Below are 15186 nucleotides of genomic sequence, written 5' to 3'. Positions count from 1 at the left end.
TGATACCCATAATTTTGCTTTATCGAAAATCTGTGTCCGTTTAACGAAAAACATTTCTTCTCCAATAAAACATCAGTAGAATCGCCGCAAACTTGAGCTATTAACTTTCATAAGGACAGTGATGCAGCGCACCATTCCACCGTTTTTTATTGCTGTTATTTGCGTGCTTCTCGCAATGGTTACCATTCAATCTGGTGCCTCCGTTGCAAAGCAATTATTCCCTTTAATTGGCCCTGAAGGCACCACCGCACTGCGCTTAGGCTTTTCAGCTGCTATTTTGTGCCTTGTGTTTAAACCTTGGCGCGCATTTCCACCTATTGGGCAACGTATGCCTATCATCGTTTATGGCTTGAGTTTAGGTGGCATGAATATTCTGTTTTATTACGCGATTGAACGTATTCCTTTGGGGATAGGTGTTGCGCTAGAGTTTACTGGCCCCCTTGCGGTTGCTCTGCTTTCGTCACGTAAAAAACGCGACCTATTTTGGGTAGCCTGCGCCATTGCTGGCATTATTTTATTATTACCCGATATGAAAGGCGAAGACAGCCTCGACCCTGTAGGTGTTATTTTAGCCCTGGCGGCGGGTGCCTGTTGGGCGTTTTATATATTGTTTGGTAAAAAGACCGGAAACCAAGGCTCAGGCGGAATGACCGTTGCCATGGGAATGAGCGTCGCCGCGATTGTACTTGTGCCTTATGGTGCTGCTTCTCAAGGCGCTGCACTATTGAGTTGGGAAGTGTTACCGCTCGGTATTTTAGTGGCAGTCATGTCAAGTGCACTGCCCTATACCTTAGAAATGGTGGCACTACGCAATATGCCAGCGCAAGGCTTCAGCATTATGATGAGCCTAGAGCCAGCCATTGCAGCACTGGCTGGCTTTATAATCCTAGGTGAATTTTTAAGCCTGTGGCAATGGTTAGCTATTTTATTAGTGATTACCGCTTCGGTTGGCAGCTCAATGTCGAGTAATTCTGAGGATCAGAAAAGTCAGAAAAACAGCTAATTTAACATTAAATATGCATTTTTTAGTACTTAAAGATTAAGTTTCAGACTTAAAAACAGCTTTTATCGGCATTCGTAAAGTGAGGGTTCTCACTATAATGCTCACTATTAATACAAAGTGGTCTTATCTCTTTGTGTCGGAATAAACCTAATAGTGGGATTTACTTATGTCGATAAAAACTAACTTGTTACTTTCAAGCCTTGCAGTTGCAAGTACACTCGCTGCATCAAATGCTGTGGCAGCAAGCTGTCAGGGCGAAATTTTTGCAATGAACTCAGGCCGTGGTGAAACCGGTGTTGTATTTAGCCTTGACGAGCAAAACAAATCGGCTACGGCACATTCAATCGCCCAGTTTAGTTCTGCTGCGATTGCTTATGATGCCTCAACAAACCGTACTTATTATGCTTCATCACCTATTCCGCTACAGTACAAAGTTGATGTTAGTCACCTTGATGTTAGTGATGAGCAGTATTCTCACCTACCTATTCGTGCCGATAAATTCAAATATAGTCGCTTAGCCTATTTAGATCATGCAACAGGTGAACATGTTGTGGTTGGTACAACTAAATCTGTAATTGGTATGACCTATGATGCAAGCTCTGATTCACTACTTGCAGTTAGTTTTACCAAGCTATATAGCATTAATAAAAACACTGGCGAAGCAACTGTACTTGCAGATTTTAGCGACATTGATGGCTTAAGCCGCGCTGATTTAGTCGTTAAAAATGGCGAGCTTTTGCTAATAACCACAACCTCAGTTTACAGTATTGACCGCACAAGCTTTGCGGCTACCGAGCTTTCAAAACATGAGCTAATCGCGGTAGGTGGTGCGACAGTTAATAACAATGGCGACCTTGTGATCAGCCGCTCTGTCATCAATGACCATGGCGATAAAAACGAATCTAAGCTATACCGTTTAGATCCGTACTCAGGCGAAACCTGCCTTGTAGCAACACTACCAGTTCGCATTAACGACTTAACGACCAATACGCAAAATGCTGTAGCATGTGATGTAGAGCCTAGCTGCTCATTACCGAGTGAACTAATCCCTTACTATTCAGAAGCAGTGATTAAACAGCTAGATAGCAACTGGAAAAGTTATGACTTTGGTGATCAAGAATTTACCGCACCAGCTGTATTTACCTCTGCGCCAACATTTAATGGTAAACACGGTGGTACAAACCGTTTAACTGACGTATCACCAACGGGATATTCTGTATCTTTCCAAGAGTGGCAATATCTGCAAGACGGCCAAGGTCACCCTAATATTGAGTCGTTTGACTTCTTAACAATGGACGAAGGTCGCTACACAATGAGCGATGGTACTATCGTTGAAATTGGCAGCTTTATTTTAAACGATACTAAAGCTTATAAAGCGGTAGAATTTAGCGAAGCATTTACAGCAAAACCACATATATTCTTGCAAACACAAACTTTTAATGGCCCTCATACAGTTTATACGCGCGTTGCAGGCTTAAATAATGCAGGTTTTAGTGCCGCATTTTATGAGCAAGATACTCTAAATGAAGGCCACCGTAATGAACGTGTTGCTTACTTTGCGATTCTTCCTGGCTCAGGTACAACGGGTACTCTTGAGACTCGCGCAGGTAACAAACAATATAGCCTGTATCAAGCCGGTATTAACCATGAAGGAGCTCAAATTGGTGAGCACTTCTATTTCTTACACGAAGAGCAATCTTTAGATTCTGAAGTGGTTCATGCCAAAGAACAGGTACAAGTAATGGATATAGAGGAAGTGAGCCTTGCTCAATCTATTACAAGTAGAGGTCCAGATAACTTTAGTATCCGCAGAAAATAAATACTCCTAAATCTAGGCGCCTCGAGGCGCCTTTTTCATATCTAATTAGTAATACCAATCCACAATAATACTTAATCATTTTGAGGGATTAAACCTGTCGCTACCTGCGTTAAAATTTCTGATTTACGACTGCATGGATGCAGAAGGTAGAGCAATGCAGGAGCAATTGCCGAGAACAACTAAATAACGAAATTTTTGCCTTGTTACCAACGAGGTTTTATTGCCTCAAAATAGACCACTTAATTAAGCGAATTGGTATAAACTTGCCTTTTCATACAGACAAAACTCTCCGACATAATTTGTTACATTTATTTGTATTAACATACCACTTTTGCGGTGAATAGTGATGATAACTATTATCAGTTGTGATAACTTACCCGCCAATTGTTTCCTTATTGAAAACAATAACCCTATAAAAATTTGCTAATAACACACGGAGATAAAAATGAAATTCACTCAGTTGCCTATTGCAACCGCTATTCTTTGTGCACTTTACCCTCAAATCAGTTTTGCAGAGCAAACGACTGACGTAGAGGCTAATCTCGAAAAAATCGAAATTGTAGGTATTCGACAAAACCGTATTAGTGAAGGCGCGACAGGTTTAGCGCTAGAAATTGATGAAACTCCGCAATCAATCAGTGTGATCTCTGCTGAGCAATTAAAAAATTATTCTGCTTTTAACATTAATGATGCTTTACGCTTAGCGCCAGGTATCAATGTTGAAGAATGGGAAACTAACCGTACCAACTATACATCACGTGGTTTTGAAATTAAGAATACACAAATCGATGGGGTTGGCTTACCGAATGACTGGGGTATCGTTACCGGCGCAATGGAAGCTTACGGCTACGAAAAAATTGAAGTGATTCGTGGTGCCAACGGCTTACTTACTGGTGTAGGTAATGCATCGGGCACGCTTAACTATGTACGCAAACGCCCTAAAAACGAAAACGGCGGCGAAATCGGTGTCTCTGTTGGCTCATGGGATTTTAAACGTTTACAAGCTGACTACTCACTATTATTAACCGAATCAGGTAGTTGGGCTGCTCGTTTTGTGGCTGCCGCAGAAGGCAAAGAATCATATCTGGATGGTCTTGAGAACAATCGCGAGTTTTTCTCTGCGGTGGTAGATGGTCAGCTTACTGATAACTCAACGGTTACTATCGGTTACTCATATCAAGACGCAGATACCGATGGCAATACTTGGGGTGGCCTTGTTTATAACTATACAGATGGTACGCAAGCTAAATGGGATGTCAGCGACACAACCACCCAAGAGTGGACAATGTGGGACACCATTAACACCTCTGCATTTGTTGAATACAACTATGTTTTTGCAAACGCATGGCAGCTTCAAGCGAGCTACAACTTCCGTGGTTTTGAAGAGCAAGACAAACTATTTTATGCCAGTGGCAGCATTGATAAAGACACCAATCTTGGCCTAAGTGGTTGGCCGGGTCGTTACGACAGTGAAGTAGATGCTGATTTATTTGAAATCAAAGCATTTGGTGCCTTTGAACTGTTTGGTAAAGAGCACCAAGCAAGCTTTGGTGTAAGCCATGCAAAAAGTGATGATGTGATGTATCAACACCCGTTTGATTTTGATAATACACCAGCTTATGGACCAACGCCTGCGTTTCCGTACGATTTAGATGCGATCCCTGAACCTGAATGGTTAACGCCGGTTCTGTATTCAGATATTGAACAAAAGCTAACTCGTTACTTTGGCTCTGCTCAGTTAAATATTACTGATAAATTATTTACCGTGGTTGGTTTTAACGCTATTGAATTTGAACGCTCAGGTATGAATGCCGGTGCATCAATCGATAATGACGAAAGCGAAACAAGCCCATATATCGGTTTTACCTATAAGTTAAACGACGATTTAAACTTATATGCTAGTTACTCAGATATTTATCAGCCGCAAGAGCAAGCTGATTACAACGGCCAATACTTAGCACCTACCAAAGGCACTAACTTTGAAACTGGTGTTAAGGCTTCTTGGTTTGATGATGCCCTAATGACAACATTTGCCTACTTTACTGCAGAGCAAGATAACTTTGCGCAATATGCGGGCCTCACTGAAGATGGTATTTATTACTATGAAGGCGTGTCTATTGAGTCAGAAGGCTATGAATTTGAAGTCACTGGTAAAATCACCGACGCTATGAATATCGTCGCATCTTATACACATATTGATGTTACAGATGAAAATGGTGATGACACCAATAAATGGGCACCTCGAGATGTTGTTGGTGTAACAGTGGATTATGAATTAACAGATGCAATGGTTGTGGGTTTAAATGGCCGTTGGCAATCTAAAATCGAAAGCACTGATTACAATGTTAAGCAAGGTAGCTACGCGCTGCTAAACGCCTTCGCGCGTTGGAATATTAATGACCAAGTTGCAGTTCAAGCAAACGTTAATAATATTACTGATGAGCAGTACATCAATAGCTTACAAACTGTGGGTTATTATGGCGCGCCAACAAACGGTAGCCTAACTCTGACCTATAAGTTCTAAACGCTGTTTAGAAAAAAGTGTCGCCCGTTTGGGCGACACACATCTATTAATTAGGGCAATTACCTAATTCATAATACCCAGCACTAGTTTGCGCTAAGGTACTGGTATAAAAAGTGTTATAAAGACCTAGGTTATCACCTGAACCCACCGCATAGGCGTAAGAGCCATTTGTCGTTGCGCGATTTGCTTGCACATGCGCATAGTTGCTTGAGGTGGTTTCAGTGCATTGGTAATCACCATTCGGGGTTGAGTCACACGCATCACCCACACCATCTGCATCACTATCTAGCTGATCACTATTGGCCACCAGCGGGCAGTTATCTAGGCTATCACTGACACCATCGCTGTCGGAGTCACTCGTTTCACCATCAGGAGTGCTGTCACACACATTACCGATCCCGTCATTATCGTTATCGGCTTGATCAGCATTCGCCACATTCGGGCAATTATCTGCGCCGTCGAGCACACCGTCGTTGTCTGCGTCATTAGTCGGTTCTGTGGTGGTTTTGCATGCCTGTAATGGCCCTGCACAACTTGAGTCATCATCAGCAATCCACTGACATTGATTTGTGCCCGCTGAATATTCACGCATAGTAAATGGGGCAGTTCCAAACGCTAAATAACAGGCAGAGTAACCTTCGCCCCAGCTAATATGGCCTTCGTTGATATGAAGATTGTAATCGCCTGTCACGCCAGCATCGATGACAAAACTAATGCTATCTGTTGATGTCAGCGCAGTATCATCAGTTGCGGTGATCACTGCGCTATTATTGCCACCAGCCAAATTGCATTGCTCAGCAAAGTACTCTAGCCCATTCACTGTAGCCGTCACATCACCATTGCTAAAACTGACCACGACAGTGCTTAAATTTTGATTATCATCAATCACCGTGCCGGTTACCGTAGCGCACTGCCCGTTTACACTAGCCGCAGTGTCACTCAGTAGCGGTGCTGTTGCCGCAGGCTCTGGTCCAACGCGTACCGTAAGATTAGCTTCATCACCTTGTTTCGCTTCATTATCTGTGGCACTGACACGCACTTCATAGAGTCCATCGCTGAGTGCACTTGTCACCCCGCTAAAAGTATTATTCGCATCGACTTGCACGTTCAGTGACTCAATTAAGCTTGCCGCGCCACCGGCTAGGCTATACACGTTAATATCAACATTCGTTACACTGCCTTCTGGGTCGACTGCACTGCCTGTAATGGTGAGCTGATTATTACTGTCTGTGGCAGTTAAATTACTAATTTCAGGGCCTGCATTACGATCAACTCGTTTATTATTAGCCGCGAAGTACTCACCGAGATAGGTTGCAAAATTAATACTGTTTGCCGCCACATAATCGCCAGACGCACCTTGCCCGCCCGACCACGAATGATCCAAATTATTAAACCACAGCATAGCAACCCGATTGTCTTGCCAAAGTGACTGCTCAGCGGTACGCGTTGCATCATCACTTATTGTCATCGTGCCTGAAAGTTGATTAACCCCATAAAGGGCAGCAAAGCCATCTGCATTTTGCTGGTTGTAACAGGTATTGACTGTGGTATCGGCCGTACCGTGACCAATCACCGCTATTTGTGTGGCAAAATGATCTTTATAACTGCCAGCATAGCTTTCACAGCGGGATACAAAGGTGTTTTCAGACACTGTTTCACAGGTCGAAATTGCCCCACTTGAACTTGTGCCGATAGTTGGCCCGGCGCTTGGTGCAACTCCGGCAAATACATCAGGCGCCACACAAGCCGTTTGTGCAGCCATTGCAGCTCCAGATGATAAGCCTGCAATATACACTTGTTTAGGGTCAATATTACGCGCTGCATCACCACTTAATGCATTGGCTAAATTAATCAGATTTTTATAATCGCCAGAGCTTCTATTGATTGCTCCTTGCCAATATGACCAGCAGCTATAGCCTGCTTTATTCATAGCATCAGGAACGGCTATTACCATGCCATGAGCTTCGGCTGCATCTTCAAGATTCGCAGTTAAGTAGTTATTAATGGGTTGCACGCAGCCATGCAGTACTAGCATCAAAGAATGGCCATTGCCTATGCTTGATTGCGAATCAGGAGTGTAAATATGAACATTATTAAAACCGCCAATGCTGACATTTTGCTGCCAACTCCCTGCAAAACTTGGCTGCGAGAAAATAGCAGCACAGAGCACTGCGAGCGGAGTAAACGACGCTGATTTTCGTTTACATAATTGTGTTACTTTTTGCATATATCGCCTTTATAGTCGTTATCATTGTTGTCTGTCAGTTGATGACTAACCCAATGTAGTAGAACTATTTAAAAAGCGAACTATAACTATAGTGCTATACAGCCGTTAAAAAACAACCCAAAGATAGTACAAACCAGATTATTGTCATTTTTAAAATCAAAGTTAATTTTGTTAACAAAACCAACGAAAATCGTTGGCTTTGCTTTTACTAAGGTATGGGCTTAAAAATTAAACCCGACTGATAGCCAATAACGGCGACCATCTTCAACATATCCGTATTCATCTTCAGTGATTTCTTTATCAAACAGATTATAAACACCAAATCCTAACTTAATGCTGCGGCTTAAATCGTAGTTACCACCAATATCAGCCAAGGTGTAATCTGGCGCAATTAAGCTGTCTTGCGACGGGCCTGTTGTCGGCTGGCTTTCTTCGCCGCGGTAATGAACACGCAACCAGGTGCCTAATTTATCAACCGGGCGCCAATTAACTGATGTTTGTAAAATATGCTTCGGTAATTGGTTAAGTGGGCTGCCTTTGTATTCACCGGTTTTTTGCTCAGAGTCGGTGTAGGTGTAGTTGGCACTGACATCAAGCTCACTGGTTATGTCGTAAGATACTGATAACTCAAAACCTTGTGTAACGGCTTCATCCACATTGACATAGGTCGTTGGCATTGAACCAAACTGGTTTGGTCCATCCGTACACTGGGTAAGTGGGCACGAAATACGGGTAATTTTATCTTCAAACTCGTTGTAAAATACGGTGCTTGAAAGCGATAAATCACGGCTAGCATCATAGTAAATACCCATTTCGTAGTTTACTGATTTTTCAGGGCTTAAATCTGGGTTACCGTAAATATTACCACCTCGGCTCACTTGCCCCCAAGCTGCGGTAGATTGACGAATATTCGGCGCTCTAAAACCTGTCGAGATACCGCCTTTCACCGTCAACGACTTAGTTGCTGTATACACTCCATATAAACGCGGGCTGAAATGGCCTGAAAAATTACCATCATGGTCATAACGAAGACCTGTAGTGAGTTTAAATTGCTTGGTTGCTGCCCACTCATCTTCGGCAAATACTGACCACTGCTCGTTCTCAACATGCGTTAAGTCACTAATGCGGTTACTGGTGTAATCGTCCAGCTCTTCATTTAAATATGACGCACCAAATGCAGCATTATGATTGGTAAAAGGTAAAGTCCAGCTGGTTTGCGCATCGGTATTTTCGACATACATTTCGCGAGAGGTATTATCGAATTTGTCATACTTTAAGTAACTGCGTGATGAGCCAAAATCATAAAAACCATTATGGCTTAGTGAGTAGCTTTCTTGGTCGTACTCTGTGGTTGATGACTCTGGGCAACCATTACGGCCACAACTTTCACCTTCTGCTAAAGGAGCAACTGTTTTACCTAATGTTTCGTCGAGTTTTTGTTTTGCAGAGCCTACTTCAAGCATAATTTCATGGCTATCAGAGGGCGTTAAGATAAACTTAGCTTTGATATTACTTTGCTCTTTACCACGAAAACCGGCTTCAAAATCGTCTTCGTCACGCTTTGAAAACTGACCTGATAACTGCATACCTAATAACTCAGGAATTAAGCCACCCGCAGTAAAGAAACTGCCTTGATTGATATTTCCAGAGTCACTTGATTCTTGAATCGTGCTATCTAAGCGTAGTTCACCGTACCATTTTTCTGGTGTTTTACGGGTAATAATATTGATAACACCACCAATTGCATCTGAGCCATATAGTGAAGACATAGGACCGCGAATAACTTCAATACGCTCAATCGCTGAAATAGGTGGAGTCCACGCCCCCTCTACACCTGGGCCATCACTGTTTGGACGAGTTTCGCGTGAGGTTTGACGCTGGCCGTCAATTAAAATCAAAGTATATTGACTTGCCATCCCGCGCAGACTGATATCTTTTCTGTCGCCACCACCTGTGACAACCACACCAGGAACGTCGGTCATCGCATCGGTTAGATCTCGGTAAAAACGTTTTTCAAGCTGCTCACGGTCAATAACACTGATACTGGCTGGCGCCTCTTTAAGCATTTGCTCGTAACCGGAAGCCGATACAACTATTACTTCCATGTCTTGTTTTTTGTCATCAGCGTATGCAAAATGGGAAAGACCTGCTAACACAGCAGCGGTGAGTGGTAAAACAGAAGAAACAACCCTCGTCATAATAATACTCCGTGACTTTTTGTTTATAAATGATAATAATTAGCGTTTGCATACTAATGAGAAGTCCCGATTTTCACAATTTACGATTTCTTAAAACTGAATTAAGAAGGCCTGAACCATGAATTCCAAGCTGATAAAAACATTGCGTGTATTTTCTCGTACTGTTGAAACAGGCAACATGAGCAGTGCAGCTGCAGAGTTATCGATGACCACATCGGCTGTCAGTCAACACATTAAGCAATTAGAACAAGAAATCGGATTGAGCCTATTTAACCGCAGCCCGCGCGAACTGACTTTAACCGAAGCGGGCCACCTGTATTATCAAAGCTGTTTAAAAATACTGGCACTGGCTGATCAGGCCAGTACGCAATTGCAACAATTACAAAATAAACCCAGTGGCGAGCTCAAATTAGTTGCGCCAGTGGGGTTTGGCGGTGGCCTATTAAGCGAGCCATTAGATCGCTTAATTAACGAGTTTGATGATTTACGTATTCAGTTAATTTTGACTGATGAGCCAATTGATATGATCAAATGCGGCGCTGACCTAGCGATTGCGATTGGCCCATTAACTGACTCAAACCTCGTTGCACGTAAATTAGCAACTTGGCCGTTAAAGCTATGTGCTCATAAAGACCATGCAATTAGCAAACTCGATAAAGCCAATTGGGAAGACCTTGGCAACTTTGCCCGTATCGCCCACAGCAACGCCGACAGTAATGCGTTTAACCCGTCAACGCTGGCAAGCAAGCCGTTACCGAAAGCAAAGATCACCGTAAATAATATGCAAAGCTTAATTAAATTAGTGTGTGATGGTGTTGGCTATGGCGTATTACCAGAGCCAGAAGTCAGGCATTTACTAAAATCGAAAGAGCTGGTTGAAATCGCACCTGAGTGGGCAATGCCAAATTACACTGTTTATGCTGTAACACCAGCCAGAGACAGCTTAGCGGCAAAAACAAAAACTGCCATTGATACATTAAGACTGTGCTTTAACCATGTGTCTAAGCAAGTTGAATTAGTTGATTAACTCTCATCAAGGGTAATACCCATTTGCCATATGCGGATGGGTATTATCCAAATTAGCGTTAACCCAGCGCCAGCCAAACGCCCACACACATCATTAACGCGCCAGCAATACGGTTTAACCACTTCACATTATCGCCTTTATCTAAAAACAGCCTTAAGCTCTTTCCGCCTGTTGCGTAAATCAACATGCAGATAAATTCGCTCAGCATAATAATGCTCACTAATACGGCAAGCTGAGGGGCAACCGCTAAATCAACATTAATAAACGGAGGGAGTAAAGAAATCATAAATGCCCACCCTTTTGGGTTTGCAATGGCAGTGATATAACCCTGCGAGAATAATTGCCCACTACCAATTTGTTGCTGTGTATCATCATTAGGTTTAAAGCTGGTTTTAGCGCGCCACATATTAACACCTAAGTATATTAAGTACGCGCCACCTAGGTATTTTAAAAAGGCAAATAAGTCAGGGTAATTAAGCATAATACTGGCAACCCCAATCACCGCAGCAATGGCTACCGTGGCAACGCCTAACACCTCACCGACCATCATCCACAGCGTACGTCTAACGCCCACACTCATCCCTAACGTCATTGCAAGCGTCATACACATACCAGGTGTAATAGAAACAAAGAAAAAGGTCGGAATAAAAACCGCGAGTACTGCTAAATCGAGCATAAATGCAATCACATGTTTATTGCTTAAAAAGAGAAAGCGATTAAATCACATTCACTTAAATAAGCAAACAAACACGCGATTGCTAACAGACTTATAAAAACATTCCGCCCGATGCTTCAATGCGCTGCCCGGTCACCCAACGGTTTTCATCACCGAGTAATTGCGCAATCATAGGACCAATATCATCAGCTTGGCCAACGCGCCCCATGGCTGTAAATGAACTGACCAATTGAGCAACCTGCTCATTATCACGGACAGCACCGCCACCAAAATCAGTGGCAATTGCACCGGGTGCGACGACATTCACGGCAATATTGCGACCAGCAAGTTCTTTTGCCATGTATTTGGTTAATACCTCAACGGCCCCTTTCATGGTGGCGTAGGCTGCTTTTCCTGGTAATGCAAAACGTGTCAGCCCTGAAGATAAGTTAATAATACGCCCGCCATCATTGATCATCTCATGCAGTGTTTGCGTTAAGAAAAACACCCCTTTTACATGTACATTCATCAAATTATCAAACATAGCTTCACTGGTATCAGCAAATGCGCTATCACTGCCATGACCTGCATTATTGATTAAATAATCAAATCGAGACGCTTGCCATTGTGTTGCCAAGGTACTTTCAAGTATTTGTTTAAATTCAGCAAAACCTAAAATATCGCTCACATCAAGTTGGATGGCGACGGCTTTTGCCCCTAGCGCTGCGACTTCTTCTACAACCTGCTGCGCTTCATCTTTATGGCTTCTGTAAGTAAATACGCAATCAATGTTCTTACGTGCCAAACTTAAAACTGTATTTTTACCTAAACCGCGATTACCACCTGTGATCACTACAATTTTGTTGCTCATCGTGCTTACCCTTTTGCTTTGGAGTTATTTTGAGCAACCAGTATATTTACACTGCAAAACCAGATAAACCATGTAAAATTGAATTAACTGTTCGTAAATAACAAACAATCATGAATGAACTGAATGCCATGAAAACCTTTGTTCAGGTTGCAGAGCTAAAAAGCTTTTCGGCTGCAGCACTTGCACTGAGCATGCCTAAATCATCTGTCTCGCAGTTGGTCAAACAACTCGAAGATACGTTAGGTGCTCGGCTTCTAAACCGCACAACAAGGCGAGTTACGCTTACTAACGAAGGCACGGTTTTTTATCAGCGCTGCAAAGATATGCTTGCTGATATAGACGAACTACAAACCCTATTTCATAAAAAAGACGAAGCGTTATCAGGGCGTCTTAGAGTAGATATGCCACAGCCAATTAGCAGACGTTTAGTGCTGCCGAATCTAGACAGCTTTTTATCTGCACACCCACAATTAGAGATTGAACTGAGCAGTTCTGACAGACGAGTTAACCTAATTGAAGAAGGCTTTGATTGTGTAGTGCGAGTCGGTCATTTAGAAGGCTCATCGCTGATTGCGAAAAGAATTGGCCACTGCCCGATGATTAACTGTGTAAGCCCAGGTTATATTAAAAACTATGGCAACATCACAAAGCTTAGCGATTTAGCCGAGCACTACATTGTTCGCTATAGCCAAACACTCGGCCAACTTGACCCCGGCTTTGAATACCAAGATACACAAGGCGATTGGCAAACTCTCGCCATGAAATCACAGCTCACAGTTAACAATACGGATGCCTATAAAGCAGCGTGCTTAGCAGGGCTTGGCCTTATTCAAGTGCCTCGTCATGGAGTTCTTGACGAGCTCAGCCGTGGTGAACTTATCCAAGTTTTACCTGACTATAATTTGCCGCCCATGCCTATGAATATCGTCTACCCAAATCGACGCCATTTACCAAGGCGTACCCGAGTGTTTATTGATTGGTTAAGCGAGCAATTAAAACCGATTACTCAGAGCTAAGATGCTTGCTATGTGCGCTTCAGTTTAACTACCTTTAATTACAGACAGCAGAAGTTGATCAATTTCATTATTCACTCCACCAACGCTACTATTGTTTAATATTACATAACCAATATTTTTATCTGTCACAGAGCGAGTTAATGATGTCCAGCCTCTGTTAAACCCTGCAAAACCTAGACTCTTATTCTCAGAGTCTACGACATAACTCATACTCCATCGCCCTTCTGTGTGAGGCTGAGCTTGAATCATATTTGCAATAAGCTGTTTTGATAAAATATTTGAACCAATATAATTACCTTGCTCATTTTTTAGCACTGCCTGATTAAACTTAGCTAAATCATCTACCGTTGTTATAAAGCCAGCGGCAGCAGTTTCTGTAAAATACACCATAGCTGTTTTGTTGCCATTCTCATCGTAAGGATTAGCCAGCATTGCCGGAGAAATACTATTAATATCAAACGAAGAGTTTGTCATTCCGAGGGGTAAAAGAACGTTTTCAGTCATAAAATTACTGAAAGATTGATTAGTCAGGTCTTCAATTAACAGCTGAACTATCGTGTAACCACCACCTGAGTATGACCATTTAGTGTCAGGTTCATGAATAATTTTAACGGCTCCACCACCCGTGTTAATGCCTTCTAATGACTCTACAAGAGTAGGTAATGGATCTTCAGCGCTCCATCCAATATAACCACTTAATGAAAGCCCTGCTGTATGAGAAAGAATATTACGTAAAGTTACTTTGTTAGCATCAAACTGAGAATTCGGTATTTTCCAGCTTTTTAAGTAATCGTTAATTGGTTTATCAAGTTCAACTTTACCTTGTTCAACTAGTTTCATTACGCCCCAAGCTGTAATCACTTTAGAAATAGAGCCAACATTGAATAAAGTTTTGTGTGTGATTGGGATTCTATTTTCAGCGTCAGCGTAGCCATAAGAATATGAACCAAGCACCTCTTTCCCTTGAACAATCGATATAGCAATACCACGCGCTTTGCTTTTTTCAAGAATTAAAGGGATCTCCTTGTCTAGCACTTTAGAAAATTCTAAACTTTTGGTTTGTTTTGCATGTAATGAGCAAGACGATATTAAAAATAATATTAGAATTATAAACTTATTCATGTGCATCCTTGTTTTGTAACGACCGCATCAAAGGCCTAATTTAATTGACTAAAATAGCATGCATAGCAGAAACCAAGCACTTAAGGCCTTCCCCTTAAGCTATTGCCTGCTAAAGTTTTAGGACTGATAGTAACTTATCAGCTTCATCAGATAGCTTTACGCTTTCATCTATTTCTGAAACATGCTTTAAGCGCGTGTAGATTTCAATATAACGTGTTCTTGCTTTTACAAAAGCCTCTGAATGATAGCAGCTGTAAATCCACTCCCGCTCTTGCTCTGATATGCTATCGAGAACTCTGTGTGGTACTTCCTCACAATACTCTAACATTGAGAAGTTTGTTAGATGGCGCATATCAATAGGCTCTACTTTTTCATCAAGTATCCATGGCAATAAATATACATTCGAAAACATAGTTTCAGCTAGTTCGTAAGACGCCTTATTAATATCACCAATCCGAAACGTTAGTATCGAACGACAAAACATTTGCACTGGCTCACCCATATCATCAGGGAACTGTGAATCATGCCACTGTATGTGTTGCTCAGCTTTTTTCATATCATTGAGTACGAGCAACAAAGGAAAAATTAAATATCGCTTACCATAGCCATCTGAGATACAGCCATAATCTCTAACCTCTCGGTTAAAAGCCGATTTATAGCTAGATATCTTTGCTCGAATTTTCTTGTCGGTATCTGGAATTATAAACATGAACAACATTTCCTC

11 protein-coding genes are annotated in these 15186 nt (G+C 42.2%); 5 read left to right on the top strand and 6 right to left on the bottom strand.

The genetic code is table 11. From position 1 onward, the window contains the following. Positions 1–121: 121 nt before the first annotated feature. The 3 genes from J8Z28_RS19880 (at position 122) to J8Z28_RS19870 (ending at position 5346) form a co-directional block, all read left to right on the top strand. The gene (locus J8Z28_RS19880) at positions 122–1003 is read left to right on the top strand and encodes an EamA family transporter (protein WP_250660411.1); all 882 of its coding nucleotides are present in this window, start codon (positions 122–124) and stop codon (positions 1001–1003) included. A gap of 166 nt (positions 1004–1169) precedes the next feature. Further along, the gene (locus J8Z28_RS19875; protein ID WP_250660410.1) at positions 1170–2822 is read left to right on the top strand and encodes a hypothetical protein; all 1653 of its coding nucleotides are present in this window, start codon (positions 1170–1172) and stop codon (positions 2820–2822) included. A 445-nt stretch (positions 2823–3267) separates the two neighbouring features. Next, positions 3268–5346, top strand: coding sequence for a TonB-dependent siderophore receptor (locus J8Z28_RS19870; protein ID WP_175081672.1), 2079 nt, complete (start codon positions 3268–3270; stop codon positions 5344–5346). A 46-nt stretch (positions 5347–5392) separates the two neighbouring features. Here the strand turns inward: J8Z28_RS19870 and J8Z28_RS19865 are convergent, their stop codons facing one another. Then, complete coding sequence (locus J8Z28_RS19865; RefSeq protein ID WP_250660409.1) at positions 5393–7573, bottom strand: extracellular catalytic domain type 1 short-chain-length polyhydroxyalkanoate depolymerase; 2181 nt, start codon at positions 7571–7573, stop codon at positions 5393–5395. Positions 7574–7794: 221 nt separating this feature from the next. Then, entirely contained in the window at positions 7795–9771 is a 1977-nt protein-coding gene (locus tag J8Z28_RS19860; protein ID WP_250660408.1) for a ligand-gated channel protein, read from the bottom strand. Between the two features lie 118 nt (positions 9772–9889). Between J8Z28_RS19860 and J8Z28_RS19855 the strand changes: the two genes are divergently transcribed. Further along, the gene (locus J8Z28_RS19855) at positions 9890–10798 is read left to right on the top strand and encodes a LysR family transcriptional regulator (RefSeq protein ID WP_250660407.1); all 909 of its coding nucleotides are present in this window, start codon (positions 9890–9892) and stop codon (positions 10796–10798) included. Between the two features lie 58 nt (positions 10799–10856). Here the strand turns inward: J8Z28_RS19855 and J8Z28_RS19850 are convergent, their stop codons facing one another. Both J8Z28_RS19850 and J8Z28_RS19845 read right to left on the bottom strand, forming a co-directional pair. Continuing rightward, the gene (locus J8Z28_RS19850; protein ID WP_250660898.1) at positions 10857–11474 is read right to left on the bottom strand and encodes a LysE family translocator; all 618 of its coding nucleotides are present in this window, start codon (positions 11472–11474) and stop codon (positions 10857–10859) included. A gap of 91 nt (positions 11475–11565) precedes the next feature. Continuing rightward, positions 11566–12324 carry an SDR family NAD(P)-dependent oxidoreductase gene (locus J8Z28_RS19845; protein WP_250660406.1) on the bottom strand — a complete coding sequence of 253 codons (759 nt, stop codon included), beginning with the start codon at positions 12322–12324 and terminating at the stop codon, positions 11566–11568. A gap of 110 nt (positions 12325–12434) precedes the next feature. Here J8Z28_RS19845 and J8Z28_RS19840 point away from each other — a divergent pair, with 110 nt between their 5' ends. Then, on the top strand, positions 12435–13340 hold the full coding sequence (locus J8Z28_RS19840; protein ID WP_250660405.1) for a LysR family transcriptional regulator: 906 nt from the start codon (positions 12435–12437) through the stop codon (positions 13338–13340). 24 nt (positions 13341–13364) lie between these two features. On the opposite strand, the gene J8Z28_RS19835 is transcribed toward J8Z28_RS19840, so the two are convergent. Further along, positions 13365–14462, bottom strand: coding sequence for a serine hydrolase domain-containing protein (locus tag J8Z28_RS19835; RefSeq protein WP_250660404.1), 1098 nt, complete (start codon positions 14460–14462; stop codon positions 13365–13367). A 109-nt stretch (positions 14463–14571) separates the two neighbouring features. Next, positions 14572–15171 carry a hypothetical protein gene (locus J8Z28_RS19830; RefSeq protein WP_250660403.1) on the bottom strand — a complete coding sequence of 200 codons (600 nt, stop codon included), beginning with the start codon at positions 15169–15171 and terminating at the stop codon, positions 14572–14574. Positions 15172–15186: the final 15 nt, after the last annotated feature.

It is taken from the genome of Pseudoalteromonas sp. SCSIO 43088 (assembly GCF_023650795.1).
In the GTDB taxonomy this organism is placed as follows: domain Bacteria; phylum Pseudomonadota; class Gammaproteobacteria; order Enterobacterales; family Alteromonadaceae; genus Pseudoalteromonas; species Pseudoalteromonas shioyasakiensis.
The sequence above is the reverse complement of the archived record's forward strand: the minus strand, read 5'-3'. Positions and strand labels throughout refer to the sequence as shown.

Coding starts and splice junctions, on each gene's coding strand:
- J8Z28_RS19875 (WP_250660410.1), top strand. CDS start 1,170: ATGTCGATAAAAACTAACTTGTTACTTTCAAGCCTTGCAGTTGCAAGT.
- J8Z28_RS19845 (WP_250660406.1), bottom strand. CDS start 12,324: ATGAGCAACAAAATTGTAGTGATCACAGGTGGTAATCGCGGTTTAGGT.
- J8Z28_RS19830 (WP_250660403.1), bottom strand. CDS start 15,171: ATGTTTATAATTCCAGATACCGACAAGAAAATTCGAGCAAAGATATCT.
- J8Z28_RS19865 (WP_250660409.1), bottom strand. CDS start 7,573: ATGCAAAAAGTAACACAATTATGTAAACGAAAATCAGCGTCGTTTACT.
- J8Z28_RS19855 (WP_250660407.1), top strand. CDS start 9,890: ATGAATTCCAAGCTGATAAAAACATTGCGTGTATTTTCTCGTACTGTT.
- J8Z28_RS19880 (WP_250660411.1), top strand. CDS start 122: ATGCAGCGCACCATTCCACCGTTTTTTATTGCTGTTATTTGCGTGCTT.
- J8Z28_RS19840 (WP_250660405.1), top strand. CDS start 12,435: ATGAATGAACTGAATGCCATGAAAACCTTTGTTCAGGTTGCAGAGCTA.
- J8Z28_RS19850 (WP_250660898.1), bottom strand. CDS start 11,474: ATGCTCGATTTAGCAGTACTCGCGGTTTTTATTCCGACCTTTTTCTTT.
- J8Z28_RS19870 (WP_175081672.1), top strand. CDS start 3,268: ATGAAATTCACTCAGTTGCCTATTGCAACCGCTATTCTTTGTGCACTT.
- J8Z28_RS19835 (WP_250660404.1), bottom strand. CDS start 14,462: ATGAATAAGTTTATAATTCTAATATTATTTTTAATATCGTCTTGCTCA.
- J8Z28_RS19860 (WP_250660408.1), bottom strand. CDS start 9,771: ATGACGAGGGTTGTTTCTTCTGTTTTACCACTCACCGCTGCTGTGTTA.